Genomic DNA, 20,827 nt, shown 5'->3' with positions numbered 1-20,827 from the left:
AACCGGCGCGATGGGGAGAGGGCGGGCGGGGCTGGATGGTGCGGTGCCTTCCACAGGTTGCCGATCAGCCGGAACTCGCCGATTCCGATCGAGACTCATTCTGATTCAGGGTCGCTTCCGGCCAAATCCTGTCATTCGCCTGTACTTTGACTGGGGCATTTGAATGTCGGCTCCACCCAGGTATCGGCTTCTCGCCTTATCGTGCCGACAATCAAAAAGAAAGGGGCACTTCAGCGACACGCGAAGATGAGCCGGCGAGGTGAAGCGGGCTTCTGAATAGGTGGGGCGGAGACCATACTGCGGAAGGACGTCCAGACCAGTCAGCCCTTCCCCTGTTTTTTGTCGCTGAACGCTGCTTCACCGCAACCCGTCTGCCACCGATCCCTGAAAGACGTGTCCGGATGATCTCGCCCTATTAGCAGTGGCAAGGTAACCGTACCGAGTACGGAGTTCTTTTAAGCAGGGTATGTTCACATTCACGAGAAATTTGCAGGTTGCGATACGGAATCATGAGATTTCCGACAGAGGAAATTCTCAAGAACGTGCCTGACTTGTTGATTTGTATAGGGGGCGGTTCGCTGAGGCCCTGCAACGTGCGGCGGAGATGGGCGTCGATTTCTCCCACCGAGTTCGTTGGCGAGCCGGTCGCGACGACCGGACGGTCGGCGCCTTGCCGACGTCTGCAGCCTTTGCCAGCCATTGGCCGCGACGCCCCTGAACTTCGCAGTAATTCATGTAATGCAATCTGCTAAAACACCGGCGACCATTATTTAAATCGATTGAACTATTTAATTTATTTTCTTTTGATCAAACAAAATTTCCGTGCCGGCAAAGGTATTTAAATTCACCCCGTCATCCAATGGGTTGTTTCTGCTTGATGCAGGCCTATCAAGGCTCGCGGGGCAGTGAAGATTTTCGACCCTTTATATTTCGAATTGAAGCGTTGCCGAAAATGTAAAGCATTGCAATATCAAAGCGGAATTTGAGTATTTCGATTGCGATGCATGATTTTGTTTGGCAGGATTTTCATCAGGTTGCTCGAATTTAAAACAACAAAGCAGCCGGCCATTCAATCAGCCGAAATAACGCGCGCCGGATGAGCAACGATTCGAAAAGAAGCTGACGAAAAAACTGGTAACGAGGCGGCGAACGGTCGACATCGTTCGCGATCATTGAATCAATCGCTTTCCCGGGCGTCGATGCGTCACTCGAGCGATCCGGGCGAATCCGATACGGGGCAGCCATGGCGATACTCAAGAACGATTCTTCCGGGGAAGCGTGCCTGCTCCGCGCGTATCACGTGTTCGGCCGCGATACCGCGCGCTGCGATACGGTCATCCGCGACGCGTCGGTGTCCCGTGTCCACGCCCATATTCGCTGGGTCGGCGGGCTATGGGAGCTCCACGATCACAGCAGCAACGGCACGTCGGTATCGGGCGTGACGCTGCGCGACGGCGAGCACGCGGTGCTGCAGCGAGGCGACGTCATCCGGTTCGGCAGGGCCGGTGTCGCTCCCTGGCGCGTCGATGCGCTCGACGATCCGGCCGATACGCTGTGGCCGGTGCGGGGCGCCGCGCATCCGATCGTGCTCACGCCGCGCCAGATCCTGGCGGCCCACGCCGCGCAGCCGGTCACGATCGTCCGGACGCCGGCCGGCGAATGGCTGTGCGACGACACGTTGCCGCCGCGCGCGCTCCATGACGGCGACGAAGTGTCGACGGGCGACTTCACGTGGCGCGTGGGGCTCGTGCGCCACGGCTCGACGATGACGCTGCGCGCGCCGGCCGATCCGGCCGCGCCGGCCCGATTGCTCGAATTCTTCGTCAGCCGGGACGAAGAGCACGCGCGTGCGCTGCTGCATGTTCGCGGCGGCGTGGTCGACCTCGGCGAGCGGGCGCATCACTACAGCCTCGTCACGCTCGCCCGCGCACGTTCGGCCGACATGCAGGCCGGCTACGACGCCGCCACGCAAGGCTGGATCGAACTCGACCGGCTGGCGCGCATGCTTGGTATCGATACGTCCCATCTCAACGTGCAGATTCATCGCGCCCGGAGCCAGTTCGCGGCGCTACCGGGGCTGGATGCGAGTCAGCTTGTCGAGCGGCGGCGCGGCAGTGTCCGCTTCGGCGATTTCCCGTTCCGCGTCATGCGCGGCGAGCGCCTTGAATGCCAGTCGGTGCCGGGCGTCGAGCCGCGCATCGGCATGCATCGTCCGGCGCCGGCTCCGGTCGTCCACTGCTCGTGAACGCGGAACGACAGTCCGGGTTGCCGACGGCGACACGCGCACCCGTCGTCCCACGCGCGCGTGAATCGCAGCAGCCAGCCGGGCCTTTCGCGACGTTGGCCGGCAAGCGGCATTACCGGCTCGGTGCGTTGCTCGGCGAAGGTGGCAGCGGTGTGGTGTTCCGCGCGACATGCGACGAGACGGGGCAAGACGTCGCGATCAAGCTGATGCGGGACGATGTCGCGCGGACGGCAGCCGAGCGCGCGCGCCAGCGCATGCGCTTTCGGCGCGAGACAGGCCTGTGCGAGGCGCTGCGGCACCCGAACATCGTGGCGCTGCTGGACCAGGGGGAAGCACCCGACGGGCGCCTGTTCGCCGTGTTCGAACGCGTGCAGGGCCGGACCCTGCGCGACCGGCTGGCGATGGAGGGGCCGCTGTCGGCCGTCGACACCGGACGGCTGATGACGGAGGTGCTCGATGCGCTCGCGGCGGCGCATCGCCGCGGCATCGTACACCGGGATCTGAAGCCGCAGAACATCGTGATCGCGATGGCCGACGACGGGCCGCACGCGAAGCTTCTCGATTTCGGGATCGGTGCGCTGATGCCCGGCGCGACAGATATCGCGCCTCAGGCCGCGACGCTCGCGGTCGAGGTGCTCGGCTCGCCGTCATATTGCGCGCCCGAGCAATTGCGCAACGAACCGCCGACGCCCGGAAGCGACCTGTATGCGTGGGGCCTGGTCGTGCTCGAATGCCTGACGGGCGAAGTCGTGATGCAGGGCGCAAGCGTCGCCGAGATTCTTTATCAGCAGCTCAGCCCGGTGGATATCGCGCTTCCGCCGTCGATCGCATCGCATCCGCTCGGCTCGGTGCTGCGGCAGGCGTTGAGCAAGAATCCGGCGCAGCGTGCCGCCTCGGCCAACGAACTCGTGGCGCCGTTTCGCGCGCTCAATTTCGCCGCGCTGGTCGGCCCGTTCGATGCCGGCCGCGCAAGCCGGCGCACGCGGCCGCACCCGTTCACGCCGCGCAGCGAGGCGGCCGCGACGGCTGGCGAATACCGGCAGGTCACCACGCTGTGCTGTTGCGTGACGATCGCCGGAGACGGCCGGCAACGCCACGCGGGAGCCGATCACGGCGCCCTGCTCGACCGCTGCGAGGCGCAATGGCTGACGAAGTGCGCGGATATCGCCGTCGGCTATGGCGCGCAGGTCGACGCGCGGCTCGGCGACACGCTGCTGTTCCATTTCGGCCTGCAAGGCGATATCGACCGGCCCGCGCGCCGCGCGGCGCGTGCGGCGCTCGACATGGTGCGGGTGGCCGGGCGCGCGCGGCTGCCGGTGCCGGCCGATCTCCACGATGCCGTCGGCGGCACAGGCTGGCACGTCGAAGTGGCGGCTGCGATTCACGTCGGGCAGGTGCTCGCGCATGCGTCGCAGATGGCGGGCGGATCGACGCCGGCCGCCGCGTCGCGGCTGTTGCGGCTTGCCGGGCCCGGGCAGATCCTGATCAGCGACGATGCGCGGCTCGCGCTCGAACCGCATGCCGACTTCCGGCCGACCGTGTTGCGGCTGGCGCGGGCGGGCCTCGCGCCGCAGCCGGTGCATGAGCTGCTCGGCGAGTGTCGGGCCGATACGCCGTTCGATTCGCTCGACGACGGCGTGAGGGCGCCGATGATCGGCCGCACGCGCGAACTCGATGCGCTGCTGCGCGCGTGGCAGGCGACGCTCGCTCGCCATCGTCGTGCGATGCGTGGCGTGCCGCGGCTCGTCGTCGGCGAGGCAGGAATCGGCAAGTCGCGCCTCGTGCACGCGCTGTGCGAGGCCGTGCGCGCACAGGGCCACGCGTTCGCGCATTGCGGGTGCCTGCCCGAGCGGGAGAATCATGCGCTGTTTCCGATCCTGCGGTTCATCGGCGCGCATTGGCAACTCGACGCCGACAGCCCGCCCGGCACCACGCGCGCGGCGATCGACGCGATGCTCGCCCTGCTCGAATGCGATCGGGTGGCGGCCCGTGTCGCGCTCGCGACCTGGCTGGGGCTGCCCTGCGATGCGAGGGAGGCGCGGTGGTCGAGCGCATGCGAACCGCACGCGTTGTTCGACGTCCTCGAGCAATTGATCGTGTCGCTCGGCAACGGCGCGCCGGTGTTGCTCGTCGTCGAGGATGTGCAGTGGATCGACCGCTCGACCGAGGCGTTTCTTGCGTACCTGCAGCGCTCGCCGCGCGCGGCGGCGCTCTGCGTCGTGCTCACGTCGCGACCCGCCAGGCTCGCGCGCTGGCGCGGCGCGACCGAACGCCTGATACTGCGCCGCTTGCCGCGCGACGATGCGCGGCGCCTGATGTCGGCGTACCTGGGCCAGGGCGCGCTCGATCCGGCCTGGCTCGACCCGCTCGTCGAGCGTACGGCGGGCATTCCGCTGTTCATCGAGGCCGTCGCGCGCGAGCTGGCGACGAGCGATGCGGACGGCCCGCTCGCGGGGCTGCGAACGACCGATCCGTGCCCGCTTCCGCTCAGTCTCGGCGGGATACTCGGGCGCGCGTTCGACCGGATCGACGACGCGCGCGACACCGCGCAGCTCGCCGCGACGATCGGGCTCGAGGTCGATGCGCACCTGCTGGCCGCGGCATCGCCGCATGATCGCGCGACGCTCGACGCGCACCTGCAACTGCTGCTTGAAGAGCGGATCATGTTTGCGCGGCATCGGCGCGATCGCGTGTTCTATTCGTTCCGCCACGCGTTGATTCGCGACGCGGCGTACGAATCGATGCCACCGGCCGTGCGGCGCGCCAACCATGCGCGAGTCAGCCGCGTGCTGGCCGCGCAAGCCGATCGTGGCGACGCCACACCCGCATTCGGCGTCGACGGGCACTTCGTGCGCGCGTGCATGTGAATCCGGCATTCGGTGCACGGATGTCCCAGCGTCGCCAGAACCCGCGCTCTACAGTGGGCCAGACAGGCCGATCCGGCTTTCAGCGCCGGATCGGCCCTCAATAGTTTGGAGACAACCACATGACAGCCGAGTACACCCTTCAACACCGTATCGCAGGCGAGGCGTGCGATGCCGCGCAGGGCGAATGGTTCGAGAAATTCGAACCCTGCACCGGACACCTGCTTGCGCGCGTGGCGGCCGGCACCGGCGCCGACGTCGACCGGGCCGTGCGTGCGGCCAGCGCGCAATTCGACGGCGGGCACTGGAGCCGGTTGCCCGGCGCGGCACGGGCGAAGCTGCTGCATCGGCTGGCCGACCTGCTCGAGCAGGACGCGGAACGCTTCGTCGAACTGCTGGCGCGCGAACAGGGTCGCCCCGTCATGGAAGTGCGCATGATGGACCTGCCGATGTCGATCGACACGCTGCGCTACTTCGCCGGGTGGGCGGACAAGCTCGAAGGCCGCCAGATTCCGACCGGCGGCTTCATGGGGCGTCCGACCGTCAACTACACGGTGCGCGAAGCGGTCGGCGTCGCCGGCCTGATCGTGCCGTGGAATGCGCCGCTGATGATCGCGTGCTGGAAGCTGGCGCCCGCGCTCGCGGCCGGCTGCACGGTCGTGCTTAAGCCGTCGGAGGACGCGCCGCTCGCGGTCGGCGCGCTGGCGGACCTGGCGGCGCAGGCGGGCTTTCCGCCGGGTGTCGTGAATCTCGTGCACGGCATCGGCGCGGCGGTCGGGGCCGCGCTGGTCAATCACCCGGGCGTCGACAAGATCAGTTTCACCGGCAGCACCGAGGTCGGCCGCACGATCGCGCGCGAAGCCGGCGCACAGTTCAAGCGGCTGACGCTGGAACTCGGCGGCAAGGCGCCGCAAATCATCTTCGACGACGCGAATCTCGAGCAGGCGATCGCCGGCGTTGCGATGGGGCTGTTCGTCAACCAGGGGCAAACGTGCGCGGCCGGCACGCGCGTGCTGGTGCAGCGCCGTCACTACGACGACGTCGTCGGCGCGCTCGCGCATGCGGCACGGTCGGTCAGGGTCGGCATGCCGTTCGACCCGGCGACGCAGATGGGCGCACTGATCAGCGCCCGCCACGCCGATCGTGTGAAGACGCATATCGCCGCGGCGCTTCGCGACGGCGCGACGATGGTCGCGGGCGACGAGCCGGTGCCGTCGCAAGGCTTCTTCGTGCGGCCGACGGTATTTGCGAACGTTGACCCGGCGATGCGCATCGCGCGTGACGAAGTGTTCGGGCCGGTCGGCACGATCATTCCGTTCGAGACGGAAGACGAGGCCGTCGCGCTGGCGAACGACACCGTCTACGCGTTGTCCGCGTCGCTGTGGACCCGCGATCTCGCGACCGCGCATCGCACTGCCGCCCGTCTGCGGGTTGGCGCAGTGGCGGTGAACGCGTGGAGCCCGCTCGACGCGCGGTTGCCGTGGGGCGGCTTCAAGGAGAGCGGCGTCGGGCGCGACCTGTCGCAAAGCGGGCTCGATGCGTACCTGGAGGAGAAGGTCGTCACGATCGCGATGTAGCCGCGCACGTGCCGGCACGGAGACACCACGACAACAAGATCGCGGGCGTTGCGTTGCGCGCCCGCCCATTCCTATCGACAGACACATGACTACTCAAGACCTGACCTTCGATTACGTCGTCATCGGCGCGGGTTCCGCCGGATGCGTCGTGGCCGCGCGGCTGATCCAGCAGAATGCCGGTTCGGTGCTGTTGCTGGAGGCCGGCACACGCGACGACAATCCGTTTCACCGGATTCCGGGCGGCGTGATGCAGGTGTTCCAGAAGAAATCGTGGCCTTACATGACCGAACCGCAGCCGAACGCGAACGGCCGCAGCATGATCATCGCGCAGGGCAAGGTGCTGGGCGGCGGCAGTTCGGTCAACGGGATGATCTACATCCGCGGGCAGCGCGAGGACTACGACGACTGGGCGACGCAGTGGGGGTGCACGGACTGGCGCTACGACGACGTGCTGCCGTATTTCATGAAGGCGGAAGCGAACGAGAGCCTCGGGCCCGCATATCACGGCCAGACGGGCCCGCTGCCGGTCAGCGAGAACCGCTATCGCCATCCGCTGACGGCTGCGTTCATCCGGGCCGGGCAGGAGATGGGGCTGCGCTACGTCAACGATTTCAACGGCGAAGTGCAGCAGGGCATCGGCTATTACCAGACGACGACGCGCAACGGCGAACGCGCAAGCACTGCGCAAACCTATCTGGCGTCGGTGCGCAACGACGCGAAGCTGAAGGTGGTGACCGGCGCGCTCGTGCACCGGATCCGGGCCGATGCGGGGCGTGCGGTCGCGGTCGAATTCAGCGAGGGCGGCAATGCGCCCGTGTCGGTGCGCGTGCGCAACGAGGTCGTCGTGAGCGCGGGAGCGATCGGGAGTCCGAAGGTACTGATGCTGTCCGGCATCGGGCCGGCGGAGCATCTTGCGGCGCTCGGGATCGACACGGTTGCAGCGTTGCCGGTCGGCAGGAACTTTCACGATCATCTGCACATGTCGGTGCAGGCGTCGATTCGCACGCCGGCGAGCCTCTACGGCGAGAATACGGGGCTCCGGGCGATGCGCCATTTCCTGCAATGGAAGTGCTTCCGGAGCGGGCTGCTGACCAGCAACATCCTCGAAGGCGGCGCATTCATCGACACGATGGGCACCGGGCGGCCGGACGTTCAGTTCCATTTTCTGCCGCTGCTCGACAACTTCGACAATACGCCGGGAGAGAAGCCGCCGGCGAGCGAGCACGGCATGTCGGTCAAGGTCGGCCATCTGCAACCGAAATCGCGCGGCCAGGTGGGGTTGCGCAGCAAGGATCCGTCGGACCGTCCGAGGATCGATGCGAATTTCCTGAGCGACCCGGCCGACCTCGACGGCCAGATCCGGGCCGTTCAGGCCGGGCTCAGGATCCTGTCGGCGAAGGCGCTGCAGGCGCACGTGAAAGAAATCGTCGCGCCGGCCCGGATCGATCCGGACGACCTGACGGCGATCGAGGCGTTCGTGCGGCAGGACATCAAGACCGTCTATCACCCGGCCGGCACCTGCCGGATGGGCGCGGACCCGCGGACGTCGGTGGTGGACCAGAAGACGTTGCGCGTGCACGGCTTCTCCAATCTGCGCGTGATCGATTGCTCGATCTGCCCGCAGGTGCCGAGCGGCAATACCAATGCGCCGGCGATCATGATCGGCGAACGCGGCGCCGATCTGCTGCACGGTCGATGAAACGGGCGGCGCAGGGATGACCTGCGCCGCCTTCGCGTCGGGCGATGCCGACGCGATTGCGTTCGAATCAGAGCGGAAACACGGCCTTGAGCCAGAATGCCGCGCCTTCCGGGCGGTTTCGTACGTCGGTTTCCATCTGGTATTTGGCGGTCACGAACCAGCCTTTCCCGCTGTCGTACTTGATCGACGGGCCGATCGCGAACGCACGGCCACGATTGCCGGCGATGGTTTGCCCGGCCTGCGAGTCGTCCGTCATCTGCCGGTAGACATAGCCGCCCGCGCCGACCGTCAGCCCGTTGCCGAAACCCCAACCCGCCGAATAGTCGACGATGAATTCCTGGCCGGACCGATAGTCCGTCGCATGGTTGCGCTGATTGAAGGTCCACATCAGCTTCGCATCGAATACCGGCCCGGTGCGGCCGCCGTACGAGATGCCCGCGATCGGCTGGATCGCCCAGTAGTTCCGGCCGATGTTGGCCAGGTCGCTCTTGTCGTACTGGCCGGTCGGTGCGAAGAAATCGACGGCGAGCAGCGTGTGGAGCGTCGGCGTGACGTGCCAGCCGAGCGCCGGCCCGAACGTCATGTCGCCGACGCCGGTCTTCCGTTGCGACTGCTCGCCCGCGTGCACGTCGAGCATGACGAGCGGAAGCAGCGCATGCATCGCCAGCGATGCGCCGGCAAACGTGTAAGGCGTCACCCACACGATCCGCGGCGTCACCGAATAGGCGGTGATGTCGAAGTCCGGCGGCGCAACGTTGCGGCCGTCGTTGTCGCGCAGTTCGCCGGCGTGGTAGCGCTCCGCATAGATCAGCGCATAGAGCCCCGGCGGCGGCAGTGCGCAGCAGAGGTAGCCTTCCGCCCCGGTCGGGTAGACGGAGCCGCCGCCTTCGGTGGCGTGAGCGCCGTGCGCGATGACGAGCGCGGACAGCATCACGGAAAGGGATCGTCGTTTCATCGGTTGTCTCCTCCTGCGGCGCGTGAGCGGCCGCCGATTGTCTTTGGGCGGCGTGCGTGACCGCATGGGCCACGCACGTGAAACCCGGCCGGACGCCGTTTTCCGCCCGTCAGCAGGGTGCCGCGCCCGTTTTTCGCTCGCATGTGTTTGCGTGCAGAGCCGTCAGGAGTGCGGTGCATCTAGGGGAAATCTTTACTGCGTCAGGTAGCGTTCCGGCCGCGCATGGGAGTTGTGCGAATATTCTTTTGCGTCGTCGCGCCGTACGCTCTGACTCGATCCCCTCTCATCGATGCCGGCCGGGCGCGTGTTGCCGCACACGGCGGAAGTCGGGCGAGTCGATCGTCGCGTCCGCTGCCTGTGTATGCAGGCGGCCAGGCAATGGACGTCCTTGAAGGCCGGATATTTCTGGAGGCGAACGTCATGATCGATTCGGGATCTCACCTGCCCCGGCAGGCGGGCGGCATCGCGTGCTGGTCGGAGCAGATCCGGCATCGGTTCTTTCCGCTGGAGTTGAACGCCGGCGCATCCGGCGAATTCGACGCGAACGTCGACGTGTTCGACCATGCGCGCTGCCGCGTGGCGCGCATTGCGGCGAGCGCGCACAGCGCCTCCATCGGGCGCGATGCGTGCAAGACGCTGAAGCACCGCTACGTCAAGGTGATCTGGCAACTGAGCGGCGTGGCGAGACTCGAGCAGGGGGCGTGTGAAGTGATCGTGCCGCCTGGGCATTTCACGCTGTACGAGGCGAGCAGCCCGTACTGGATTCAAAGCGACGCACACGGTGAGTTCGTCACGATGCTGTGCGAGGTGGCCGATCATGACGCGCTGCTGGCGTTGGCCCGGCACGCGATCGGCCGCACGATGCCGACGGCGGGCGGCGCGGCCGTGGCGCTCGCCAGCCTGCAGGCGATGATCGCCGAGGGCCGGCGCATGAATCCGCGCAGCCGCTTCGGCGTGCTGGAGCTGGTGGCGACGCTGCTCGCCGAGACCATCGATTTCACGGACGGCACGGCGCCCGCGTCGCGGCGCAAGATCCGCGAGGCGTTGTTGCGGGACGCGCTGCAGTACATCCATCGGCATCTGGACGACGGTGAACTGTCGCCCGATCGCATCGCCGCGGCATTGAAGGTATGCCGCCGCACGCTCTACCAGGCGTTCGAATCGATCGGCGAGCGGCCGCAGGCGATGATCCAGCGCCTGCGGCTCGAGAAGTGCCACGAAGTGCTGTCGCAGACCGGTGCCGACGGGGCGAGCATCACGCGTCTCGCGCTGCAGTCGGGGTTTTCCGATCCAGCGTATTTCGCGCGCCTGTTTCGCCGGCGCTTCGGGGTTACGCCGTCGCAGTGTCGGGATGCCGCGATGCAGGACGGGGGCGGGACGGAATCGTCGCGTTCGTCATGATTGCGCGAACGCGCGCCGCTCCGAAGAGCGGGCGGCACGCGTGCGACGTCGAAGGCGGCGGGCCGGGCCGAAGCTAAGTCCGCGCCTGCTCCCGCGCCGCCGGGCGATCCGGACGCGGGATCGCCGACACGATTCACCCGCGGTGGAACCTAGAACCGCGTGCTGAACCCGATTCGCGCGATCGACTGCAACGCGCCGCTCGACGCGCCGTTCGCGTCCATCACGCCGTTGATCTGCGCGCTGCTGCCGTGGCTCGCGCGCTGATGCACACCTGCGACGTACACCATCGTGCGTTTCGACAGCCAGTACTGGACGGCGGCCAGGAACTGGTGCGCATGCGCGTCGTCGAGCGTGTCGTTGCCTTTCATGTACGTGTAGCTCGCGCCGATCACCCACGCCGGCGACGGCCGCCACGCGGCGCCGGCCTCCGCCGACCACGCGCCCGCACCGTTCTGCGCGTTGTGCACGGTCGTGAAGAGCGCCTTCGCGGTGACCGTGCCGAGCGTATAGTGCACGCCCGTGCCCCAGTTGCGCACGCTGGTCGGCGGCAGCCCGTCCGACGCGCCGTACTTCTGGTTCGTATAGGCCGCGCCCGCGCCGAACGGCCCGTTGTCGTAGCTCGCGCCGACGCTGACCGTGTTGTTCGCACCGATCGACCCCGCGACGTTCCCGAAGCCGTACAGCGCGCCGAACGTCAGGCCCGACAGCGACGGGCTCGTGTACTTGACCGAATTCGCGACGCGATTGCTGCCCGCGACGCGATCCCAGTCGAATGCGCCGGTCGGATTGTTCGGCAGCGCGAGCTTGTCGAACGGGCCGTTGCGAAAGCCGTACAGGCCGACGAGATCCTGCGCGATCTCGTTGCCGCTCGCGGCCAGCGCGTCGACCATGAACTCGTACTGGTTGCCGAGCGTCAGCGTGCCGTACCGGTCGTTCTGCAGGCCGACATAGGCGGTGCGCGCGAACAGCCCGCCGCCGATGATCGAACCGTTGCCGAGCGAATACTGGTTGACGAGCCTGAAGATCGCGCGCGTGCCCGCGCCGAGATCTTCCTTGCCTTCGAAACCGAGCAGGTTCGGAAAGAAGATGTTGTCGTCGAATTTCGCGGCGCCGTGGCCGCCCTGATTGCTGACGTAGCTGATGCCGGCATCCATCAGCCCGAACATCGTCACGCTGCTCTGCGCGAACGACGCGGCGGGCATGGCGCATGCCGCGAGCGCCAGAAGGGTCTTTTTCGTCATCTCCAATGTGCTCCTCACATGTTTCCGATCGGATCGGATATTTTTGATTGGACTACTGATTGATATGAACAAAGTGGAATCGGGTGATTCCCGATTCAATGACTACCTGAGGGAACAGGTGCGTGACGGGCATCGGCAGAAATCGCGCGCGTGCCGATGCCCGCCGATACCCGTCGGGCAGCGCGCTAGACCGTCGAATACCCGCCATCGACCGGCACGACCGCGCCGGTTACGAACGATGCGCCGGGCGAGCACAGGAACAGGATCACGTCCGCGACTTCGTCGGCGGTGCCCCAGCGCCCGAGCGGCGTGCGTTCGAGGATGCGCCGCGACGCCTGCGTGTCGGCCATCAGGTCGCTGCTGAGCGGCGTGTCGATCCAGCCGGGCGCGACCGCGTTCACGCGAATGCCGCGATCGGCCCACGCCTGCGCGAGCGAGCGCGTGAGCTGCGCGATGCCGCCCTTGCTCGCGCTGTACGCGGGCCGGTCCTTGCTACCGAAGTACGTATACATCGACGCGACGTTGACGATGCTGCCGCCGTGCGCCGAGAGCGCCGGCAACGCGGCGTCGGATGCGCGCATCACCGAGGTCAGGTTCACGTTCAGCACGAGCTCGAACTGGTCCATCCGGTATTCGTCCGCGTGTCGGCTGATGCCGACGCCGTTGACGAGCACGTCGAGCCGCGGCAGGGCCGCGATCGTGCGCGTCAGTGCATCGCTGTCGGTCACGTCGAGTTCCACGCACCGGATGCCCGCATGCACGGGCGCATGCGGGCCGGCCGCGTCGAGCCCGAGCGCGACGACCGACGCGCCGGCTTGCGCGAACCGCATCGCCGTGCCCGCACCGATGCCCGACGTGCCGCCCGTCACGACGACGGACTGGCCTTCAAACGCCCACTGACGATTCATGCTCGACGCTCCCGATGGTGTGTGCGCGACGGGCCGGCCGTTGCGCGGGTGAAACGAGGATCTTGATCTGCGCGCGGTCGGCGAGCAGTGCATCGAAGCCGTCGGCGACGGCATCTTCGAGCGACACCGTGCGCGTGACGATCGACGTGAGATCGAGCGCGCCCGACGCGACGATGCGCAGCAGGTCTTCGTACGCATGCCGGTAGCCGACGCTCGCCGTGAAGGTCAGCTCGTCGTTGACTGCGCGGAAGGCGTCGAAGCCGGCATGCGGCATCAGGCCGACCATCACGACGCGGCCGCCCTTGCGCAGCGCCTGCATTGCCGATTCGAACGTGACGGGCAGCCCGGCCGCTTCGAAACTGGCGTCGACGCCAAGCCCGCCCGTGGCCGAGCGGATCGCGTCCTGCAGCGCGGGCGCACCGAGTGCGCGCGCGTCGAACGTATGCGTCGCGCCGAAGCGCGTGGCCGCCGCGAGCCGTTCGGGCGACACGTCGACGGCGACGATCGTCGTCGCGCCCTGCAGCTTCGCGAGCATGATCAGCAGCAGGCCGATCGGCCCGAGCCCGAACACCGCGCAGGTCTCGCCGAGCCGCAGTTCGGCGCGCCGCAGCGCATGCAGCGCAACGGCGGCCGGCTCCATCACCGCGGCCTGTTCGAGGCTCACGCCGTCGGGCAGCCGATGCAGCATGTAGGCCGGCACGACCGCGAAGTCGGCCATGCCGCCGTCGCCCATCAGCCCGGCGAAACCCATCGACACGCACAGGTTGTACGACCCCGAGCGGCAATACGCGCACTGGCTGCAGCGATACTCGGGCTCGACCGCGACGCGATCGCCCGCGCGCAGCGCCGTCACGCCGTCGCCGACTTCGACGACGGTGCCGCAGAACTCGTGGCCGAGCGTCAGCGGCGCGGTGCGGCGCGACAGCGGATGCGGCGTGTCGACCGGGATCGCGTGCGGGCCGTCCGCGTATTCGTGCAGGTCGCTGCCGCAGATGCCGCAATACGCGACCGCGATGCGCACCTCGCCAGGTCCGACGCGCGGCGGGTCGATTTCCACGAGACGGACGTCGCGCGGGCCATGCCATTGAAGTGCCCGCATGTCAGCGTCCTCCGAGGTTTTGCGTATCGAGACGGCTCGCGGCGGCGCCGGCGAGCGCGCGCTTGCGCAGCACGGCGGGCGCGGTTTCGACGAGGCCGAACGACAGCACGCACGCGAGGATCGCGCCGGCGGCCGACGTCCACATCGCGAACGGCAGGCCGTACTTGTCGGCCGCGAAGCCGGCGACGGTCGGTGCAACGAAGCCGCCGATCAGCTCGCCCGCCCCCATGATCAGGCCGAGCGCGCTGGCGATCGCGCGCGGCGGCACCGTTTCGGCCGGGATCGTCGCCATGAACAGCGTGAAGCAGCCGAGGCCCGTGTACGTGGCGAACACGAGCGCGCCGAGCGCCCGGAGCGAGCCGGCATGGATCATCACGATCGGGCACACGGCCGCGACCAGCGCGAACGCGATCATCGTCGGCTTGCGGCCGATCCGGTCGGAGATCGCCGGCACCGCGAAGCCCCAGAACACCCACGCGGCGCCGAGGCAGGTCATGACGACGCCCATGCCGGACGGCGACAGGTGGCGGCTTTCCACGAGGAACACCGGCGCGAACGAGATGATCACGATGAACCACGTGAGGAAGCAGCAGCTGATCAGCATGCAGAGCAGGATGTTGCGTTCCTTCAGCAACGCCCAGCGGCTGACTGCCGCGCCGCTCGCGGCCGGCCCGCTGGCGGTATCGGCCTGCGCGTGCCGCACGCCGCCGGGCGGCGTTTCGCGCACCCAGCGCCAGATGCAGAACGCGATCAGGAAGCCCGGCACGCACGACACGTAGAACGCTTCGCGCCAGCCGTACGCGGTCGCGATGCCGATGACCACCGGCGGGCCGATCATCGCGCCGAGCAGGCCGGCGGCGGAGCCTTGCAGCAGGCCCATGTTCAGCCCGCGGCGGCTCGGCGTCGAGCTCTCGACCATCAGCGATTGCGACAGCGGCAGCACGGGGCCTTCGGCGATGCCCATCAGCGCGCGGAACGCGATCAGGCTCGCGAAGCCGCCGACCAGCCCCGACAGCGCGGAACACACGGAAAAGCCGAGCACGGCCGCGATCAGCAGCGGCTTGCGCGTGCCCCGCGCATCGGACCACGCGCCCGTCGCGGCACCGGACAATGCCCACGTGAGCGCGAGCGCGGACGACACCATGCCGAGCTGCGTGTTCGTCAGGTGCAGCTCGGCCGACATGAACGGGAACAGGAACGACAGCGCGAGGCGGTCGAAGAACACGAAGCCGAACGTCATGAACAGGATCAGCAGCAGCCTGTTCTCATACGTCCAGGCGGACCTGGAGGAGGAAGCGGATGTCATGGTGAGCCTCGCCGCGCGTCAGCGGAACAGCTTCTCGATCGCTTGCGCGCCGAGGCCGACCTTCTCGTAGTGCGCCTTGCACATCGCGATGTACGAATGCACGTCGAAGTAGCCGTCGGGGTTGCCTGCTTCGTCGAGCCAGATCAGCGGGCCCTTGACGATGAAGAACGCGCGCATCGGCTCCGGGTGATCGAACGCGACGAGCGTGTGGCCTTCGCCCGGCGTCTCGTACACGAAATCGCCGCGCGTCGCGGTCCATTCGTGTTCCAGATAACCCCACTTGCCCGACAGCGTGTAAGCGAACACCTCGTGCGGGTGATAGTGCCGGTTCACGAGCCCGGCTTCCCTGGCCATCAGGATGTCGCACCATTTGTTCTGCGACGGTGAAATCCACAGCGGCCGCGACGAAACCGTTTCGGTGAACGGAACGTAATAGCGCTCGTCGTCGGTGGCCGCGTTCGCGATGTACGCTTCGGGCAGCGCATCGGGCTTGAACGGATTGGCAATCGGCGCAATGTTTTGCCAGAATTCGGCTACGGCTTTGTCGACCACGGTGTGTCTCCTGGTGTATGAGTTGTCGTGGGCTCGACTTTAGCCAGCCGGTGCGCGCCGCTCTTGACTGGGCTGGACGAATTGCTTGACCGCGCCGGACATGGCATCGCACCTGAATCCAGACGAACCATCCCCCAATTCGTGCTGCGCCGCACGACAGGCGCCAGCAGGAGGCGACGTGACGAATTCGACCGTTTTTTCCCGCACGCGAGGCTCGACGGCCGACGTGCCGGCGCGCGACAGGATGGCGTACTGGGACGCATTCAATGCGGCGACGCTGGTCGGGCTGCGTTGTTCGTCGCTGTCGCCGGCCGGGCTCGAGGTCGAGAAGACCGACATCGCGCTGCCGGGCCTCGGCATCGCGGACATCCGCGGCCAGGATCACGTGATCGAGCGCAGCCCCGCGCTGGTGCGCCAGTTGCCGAAGGAGTCGCTGTTTGCGTGCCAGATCCTGAGCGGGCGCGCGTATTTCATTCAGCGCGACTGCTGCCTGCTCGCGGACGCCGGCGATGTCGTCGTCTACGACACGCGCGTGCCCTATCTGTTCGGATTCCTGACGCCGATGCGGCAGCTGCTGATCGATATTCCGATGACGACCTTCGACGACCGGCTCGATGCGGAACTGGCGGCGCTGCCGCTGCGGATCGCGCCGAAGCCTGGCGCGGGCGCGATGCTCGGCGCGACGTTGCGCGCGAGCGTCGAGCGCTTCATGAAGGATCCGGTCGAGCGTGACGCCGCACGGTTCGCCGAGCACACGCGCACGCTGATCGCGGAACTCATCGATGCAGAGGTGAACGGTGCGGGCGCGTCGCGTGCGTCGCTGTCGTATCTGCTGACCGCGAAGCAGTACATCGCGACGCATCTCGGCGACCCGGAACTCGGGCCGCAAGCCGTCGCCGACGCGGTCGGGCTGTCGCTGCGGCATCTGAGCCGGATCTTTGCGGCCGAAGGCGAGTCGATCACGCAGCACATCTGGTCGGAGCGGCTGTCGCATGCGTATCGCGAGCTGACCGATGCGCGGCTGCGCAAGACGAGCGTCGGCGAAATCGCGTTCCGCTGGGGCTTCTCGAGCCAGGCGCATTTCAGTCGTGCGATTCGCGAGCGCTACGGTGCGTCGCCGATGGCGCTGCGCGAGGCGGCGCGCGTGACCGGGCGCTGATTGCGGTAGCGGAGGTGGCGGCGCGTGTCTCACGCGCCGTGCTTCGGTTCAGTGCAGTGAACGGCGGCGCACGCGTGCCGCGCCGCGTTTCGTCACTCCGCCAGCATGAACGCCGCGCAGCGCTCCGCGATCATGATCGTCGGCGCGTTCGTGTTGCCGGACACGATGCGCGGCATCACCGACGCATCGCAGATCCGCAAACCGTCGACGCCCTGCACCGCGAGGCGCGGCGTGACGACCGCATGCTCGTCGTGGCCCATGCGACAGGTGCCGGCCGGGTGATAGACGGTTTTCGCGCGGCGCCGCACGTAGTCGGCGAGTGCCGTGTCGGTCAGCGTCTCGGCTTCGCGCACGATGCGTGCGAGCGACGGCGCGCGGATGATCTGCCGCGCGAGCGCGACGCCGCGCACGAGGCCGTCGACATCGGCCGGATCGGACAGCGCGCCGCTGTCGAACAGGATCGGCGCGGCCGGATCGTTGCCGCGCAATCGAACGGAGCCGCGCGAGCGTGGCCGGAGCAGGCACGGGTTGATCGACAGGCCGTGGCCGGGCAGCGGCTCGCGGTCGACGTCGCCGACGAGCGTCGGCAGCACGTGAAGCTGGATGTCCGGGCGGCCGCTGCCGCTGGTATCGACGAACGCGCCGGATTCGACGACGTTCGACGTCAGCAGGCCGGTGCGGTACAGCATCCACTGCAGCCCGTGCCGCAATGCCTTCAGCCCGCGATCCTCGCCCAGCAGGCTCACCGGCGCGTGGCTGCGGCCGTAGATCGAGACTTCGAGGTGATCCTGGTAGTTCGCGCCGACGTCGCGGCTGTCGTGCAGCACGTCGATGCCGTGCGCGTGCAGGTGCGCGCCGGGCCCGATGCCCGACAGCATCAGCAGCTTCGGCGTGCTCAGCGCGCCCGCCGCGAGCACGACGTCGGCGTGCGCGGCGGCCGAACCCGTCGCGCCGTTTTCCGTCCGCCAGTCGACGCCGGTCGCCCGCCGGCCGTCGAACCGGATGCGCGTGACGCGGCACCCGGTCAGCACGCGCAGGTTCGGGTGGCCGATCGCGTCGGCGAGATAGGTGGCCGCGGTACTGCCGCGCTGCCCGTCGAAGATCGTCGTGTGGTAGAAGCCGACGCCCTGTTGCGCGGCGCCGTTGAAATCGTCGTTGTACGCGATGCCGGTTTCCTGCGCGGCCTTCACGAACGCGAGGCTCAGCGGGTGCCGGAAGCGCGTGTCGCCGACCCTCAGCGGCCCGTCGGTGCCGTGAAACGGCTCGGAGAGCCGCAGGTGCGATTCGGCGCGCTTGAACACCGGCAGCACGTCGTCCCAGCCCCAGCCCGTGCAGCCGAGCGCGGCCCAGTCGTCGTAGTCGTCGCGCGTGCCGCGCACGTACAGCATCGCATTGACCGAACTGCCGCCGCCGAGCGTGCGGCCCTGCGGCACGTAGGTCCTGCGTCCTGCCGCACCGGCTTGCGGCTCGCTTTCGAACGTGACCGTGCGCCGCGTGCCGAGCACGCGGATGAACGTCGCCGGAATCCGGATGAACAGGCTGTCGTCTTTCGGGCCGTCCTCGAGCAGCAGCACGCGCCTGCCGGCCTTCACCAGCCGGTGCGCAACCGTGCAGCCGGCCGAACCGCCGCCGACGACGATATGGTCGTACGTCTCCATCCCGCATCTTCTCCTTGCTGTCGGGCGGCGAAACGAGTGCCGCCGCGCAGGAAGCCAGCTTAGCGACCGCTATGCGGCCCCATTTGACCGGGACGGACGCCGTGCTTGCCTCGCAGGGACACGGCGGCGGGTGGTGAGTGGCGGGCGGTGGACGAACTAGCGTGCGTCGGCCGGCGCCGGTGCGCGGGTATCGCTCGGCGTCTCGCCGAAGCGCGCGCGATAGCTGCGGCTGAAGTGCGCGCTGTTGTTGAAGCCCCAGCGGAACGCGATCTCGCTGACCGTCAGGTGCTTCAGCGACCGGTCGCGCAGGTCGGCGCGACAGCGTTCGAGCCGCCGCGCCAGGATGTAACGCGTGAGCGGCATCCCTTCGATTTCGAAGATGCGCGCGAGCTGGCGCGGCGACAGGTGGATCGCGCGGCTCACCGACCGGCTGTCGAGATCGTCGTCGGCGAGATGGCTGTCGATGAACGCCTTTGCGCGCGACAGCGTGTGGACGGTCGACTTGGTCGGCGACGCGTCGCCGTCGCGCAACCGCAGCATCGACTGCACGAGATCGAGGATCGCGGCGGCGCGCCGTTCGCGCGCATCGGGCGTGGCTTCCTGCGGCGCGGCGAGCAGCGCATAGACCTGCCGCACGGCCCACGACGCGATGCCGTCGTCACGGTCGATCTTGACGAGGCTGCGGTAGCGCCACGGGCCGACGCGCGCCTCGAACACGTCGCGCGGCACGTCGAGCACGGTCATCGCCATGTCGGCGGGAAAGCCGTGACCGTACGGCATCGACGTGTCGTACAGGACGAGGTCGCCGGGCCCGTGCTGCATGCAGTCGACGTCCTGGAACGTATAGCCTTGCCCTGCGTGCATCAGGCAGATGAACACGGCGTCGCGCCGGTCCGCATGGATGTTGTGCGGGGTGCGCACGACCGCGTGCCGGTTCGCGACGATGTCGCAGGCGCCGAACAGCCCGAGATCGCGCCTGCGCAGCGACGCGTCGATGCCTTCGGACGACTTGCCGCTGCATTCGATCCGCACGAGCGTGCGAGCGACATGGTCGACCCAGAAGTCGACGCGTTCGTGGCCGCGTACGGCGCGCGTCGAGATCGTGGCGATCTCCGTGCTGGTGTCCGGCATGACGTTCTCCCAATGACCGCTCGAGCGGCGCAGTCTCGGGCAGGTCGAATGGCGCGGTCAATCGGTGAAAGACCCGGGACAGGCCTGTGACGCGCTTGCAGCGGGGTGTTGCGGGGGCAGGCGCGATCGATGTCCGGCCGAGTCAAAGGAAGCGGCCGCGTGAGTCAAGACACGTGTGCGATTTCGGGTTAGGTCATGCCGGCTTACTTCGATGCAGTCGATTGCAGACCGAGCGACACGTCCTGCTCGTAACCCATCTTGCCGCCGCGGAATTCGACGCTGACGTAGCCGGCCCGCCGCGCGTCGGCGACGTTCGCATAGATCGACGTCATCACCATGCCCGCGTCGCAGTCGAGCGGGATCGTGCGGTCGATGCGGCCCGTCGCGATGTTCACGGCGCGCAGCGACTGCATCGCAATGCCGCACTGGTCCGACAGCGCATAGACGCCGACCAGCATGTGCGTCTTCGTGCGATACCACATCGGGATATCGACGGTGCCGTCGAGCTGGAGGTGGTCCTGATCGTTGTCGTTCAGTCTCCCGACTTCGTGCAGCGTGATCGGGAATGCCTTGCGACCGTCGTCCCAGGTGCCGGTTGCCGTTTGACCGGCGACGTTCAGCGCGATCGGGCAGGGCTTCGGCCGCGATGGCGATGCGGCGGGCACGACTGGCGATTCGGCACTCGATGCGGGCGGCGATGCTTCGCACAGTGTCATGCGCCCATCGGGCTCGCGGCGGCCCCGCAACGGGATCGGCTTGCGATGCGCGTCGTAGTAGTAGCTGCCGTCGACGCGCCAGCGGCCCGCGTCGTTGCGGTCGATGGCGTCGTAGGTCTGCAGCGATACGTGGACGGGCGCATTGCCGATCGTGCCGGTGTAGTTGACGACTTCGTACCAGCCTGCGCAAGACGTGGCCGGCGCGCACGCGCACAGCACGGCGAGCATGGCGGCGAACGGGGAGACGTAGCGGGCGCGACGGGTGTGGCGGGGCATGGGCGGTCTTTGTGCGTGGCGTTGGTTCGGGCATCACGGG

The 20,827-nt window shown here is 67.7% G+C and carries 15 protein-coding genes and 1 pseudogene; 6 read left to right on the top strand and 10 right to left on the bottom strand.

Features of this window, described 5'->3' with window-relative positions; translation table 11 throughout:
- Positions 1-1,044: 1,044 nt before the first annotated feature.
- Positions 1,045-1,245 carry a hypothetical protein gene (locus ACPTTC_RS33690; RefSeq protein ID WP_423395639.1) on the bottom strand — a complete coding sequence of 67 codons (201 nt, stop codon included), beginning with the start codon at positions 1,243-1,245 and terminating at the stop codon, positions 1,045-1,047.
- On the opposite strand from ACPTTC_RS33690, the gene ACPTTC_RS33685 reads away from it, so the two are divergent.
- The 4 genes and pseudogenes from ACPTTC_RS33685 (at position 1,244) to ACPTTC_RS33670 (ending at position 8,385) form a co-directional block, all read left to right on the top strand.
- Entirely contained in the window at positions 1,244-2,245 is a 1,002-nt protein-coding gene (locus tag ACPTTC_RS33685; protein ID WP_423395638.1) for an FHA domain-containing protein, read from the top strand. The two genes, ACPTTC_RS33690 and ACPTTC_RS33685, sit on opposite strands and share 2 nt — an antisense overlap.
- Positions 2,242-5,103, top strand: a pseudogene (locus ACPTTC_RS33680) (TOMM system kinase/cyclase fusion protein); the annotation flags it as partial. The gene ACPTTC_RS33685 and the pseudogene ACPTTC_RS33680, both read left to right, overlap by 4 nt.
- Positions 5,104-5,231: 128 nt before the next feature.
- Positions 5,232-6,686, top strand: a complete 1,455-nt coding sequence (locus tag ACPTTC_RS33675; RefSeq protein ID WP_423395637.1) for an aldehyde dehydrogenase family protein — start codon at positions 5,232-5,234, stop codon at positions 6,684-6,686.
- A gap of 85 nt (positions 6,687-6,771) precedes the next feature.
- Positions 6,772-8,385: a GMC family oxidoreductase gene (locus ACPTTC_RS33670; protein WP_423395636.1), complete on the top strand. Its 1,614-nt coding sequence runs from the start codon at positions 6,772-6,774 to the stop codon at positions 8,383-8,385.
- Positions 8,386-8,452: 67 nt separating this feature from the next.
- On the opposite strand, the gene ACPTTC_RS33665 is transcribed toward ACPTTC_RS33670, so the two are convergent.
- On the bottom strand, positions 8,453-9,340 hold the full coding sequence (locus ACPTTC_RS33665; RefSeq protein ID WP_423395635.1) for a SphA family protein: 888 nt from the start codon (positions 9,338-9,340) through the stop codon (positions 8,453-8,455).
- 420 nt (positions 9,341-9,760) lie between these two features.
- On the opposite strand from ACPTTC_RS33665, the gene ACPTTC_RS33660 reads away from it, so the two are divergent.
- On the top strand, positions 9,761-10,741 hold the full coding sequence (locus ACPTTC_RS33660) for a helix-turn-helix domain-containing protein (protein WP_423395634.1): 981 nt from the start codon (positions 9,761-9,763) through the stop codon (positions 10,739-10,741).
- Positions 10,742-10,890: 149 nt separating this feature from the next.
- Here the strand turns inward: ACPTTC_RS33660 and ACPTTC_RS33655 are convergent, their stop codons facing one another.
- The 5 genes from ACPTTC_RS33655 to ACPTTC_RS33635 form a co-directional block, all read right to left on the bottom strand.
- Positions 10,891-11,982, bottom strand: a complete 1,092-nt coding sequence (locus tag ACPTTC_RS33655) for a porin (RefSeq protein ID WP_423395633.1) — start codon at positions 11,980-11,982, stop codon at positions 10,891-10,893.
- A gap of 185 nt (positions 11,983-12,167) precedes the next feature.
- Positions 12,168-12,890, bottom strand: coding sequence for an SDR family NAD(P)-dependent oxidoreductase (locus tag ACPTTC_RS33650; RefSeq protein ID WP_423395632.1), 723 nt, complete (start codon positions 12,888-12,890; stop codon positions 12,168-12,170).
- A complete protein-coding gene (locus ACPTTC_RS33645; protein WP_423395631.1) occupies positions 12,868-13,989 on the bottom strand; it encodes a 2,3-butanediol dehydrogenase in 1,122 nt (373 codons plus the stop codon). Before ACPTTC_RS33645 ends, ACPTTC_RS33650 begins: the two co-directional genes overlap by 23 nt.
- Position 13,990: 1 nt before the next feature.
- Entirely contained in the window at positions 13,991-15,295 is a 1,305-nt protein-coding gene (locus ACPTTC_RS33640; protein WP_423395630.1) for an MFS transporter, read from the bottom strand.
- An 18-nt stretch (positions 15,296-15,313) separates the two neighbouring features.
- Entirely contained in the window at positions 15,314-15,847 is a 534-nt protein-coding gene (locus ACPTTC_RS33635; protein ID WP_423395629.1) for a 2,4'-dihydroxyacetophenone dioxygenase family protein, read from the bottom strand.
- Positions 15,848-16,025: 178 nt separating this feature from the next.
- Here ACPTTC_RS33635 and ACPTTC_RS33630 point away from each other — a divergent pair, with 178 nt between their 5' ends.
- Positions 16,026-17,006 (top strand): helix-turn-helix domain-containing protein, encoded by a 981-nt coding sequence (locus ACPTTC_RS33630; RefSeq protein ID WP_423395628.1) that lies wholly within the window; start codon positions 16,026-16,028, stop codon positions 17,004-17,006.
- 92 nt (positions 17,007-17,098) lie between these two features.
- On the opposite strand, the gene ACPTTC_RS33625 is transcribed toward ACPTTC_RS33630, so the two are convergent.
- The 3 genes from ACPTTC_RS33625 to ACPTTC_RS33615 all read right to left on the bottom strand — a co-directional run bounded on the left by ACPTTC_RS33625 (position 17,099) and on the right by ACPTTC_RS33615 (position 20,787).
- Positions 17,099-18,664, bottom strand: a complete 1,566-nt coding sequence (locus tag ACPTTC_RS33625; protein ID WP_423395627.1) for a GMC family oxidoreductase — start codon at positions 18,662-18,664, stop codon at positions 17,099-17,101.
- A 156-nt stretch (positions 18,665-18,820) separates the two neighbouring features.
- Positions 18,821-19,795: a helix-turn-helix domain-containing protein gene (locus ACPTTC_RS33620; RefSeq protein ID WP_423395626.1), complete on the bottom strand. Its 975-nt coding sequence runs from the start codon at positions 19,793-19,795 to the stop codon at positions 18,821-18,823.
- 203 nt (positions 19,796-19,998) lie between these two features.
- Positions 19,999-20,787: a hypothetical protein gene (locus ACPTTC_RS33615; RefSeq protein WP_423395625.1), complete on the bottom strand. Its 789-nt coding sequence runs from the start codon at positions 20,785-20,787 to the stop codon at positions 19,999-20,001.
- Between the last annotated feature and the right edge of the window lie 40 nt (positions 20,788-20,827).

Source organism: Burkholderia mycopellens (genome assembly GCF_964265025.1).
Classification (GTDB): Bacteria; Pseudomonadota; Gammaproteobacteria; order Burkholderiales; family Burkholderiaceae; genus Burkholderia.
Note: the sequence above shows the minus strand (reverse complement) of the source record. Positions and strands in the feature narration are given on the sequence as shown.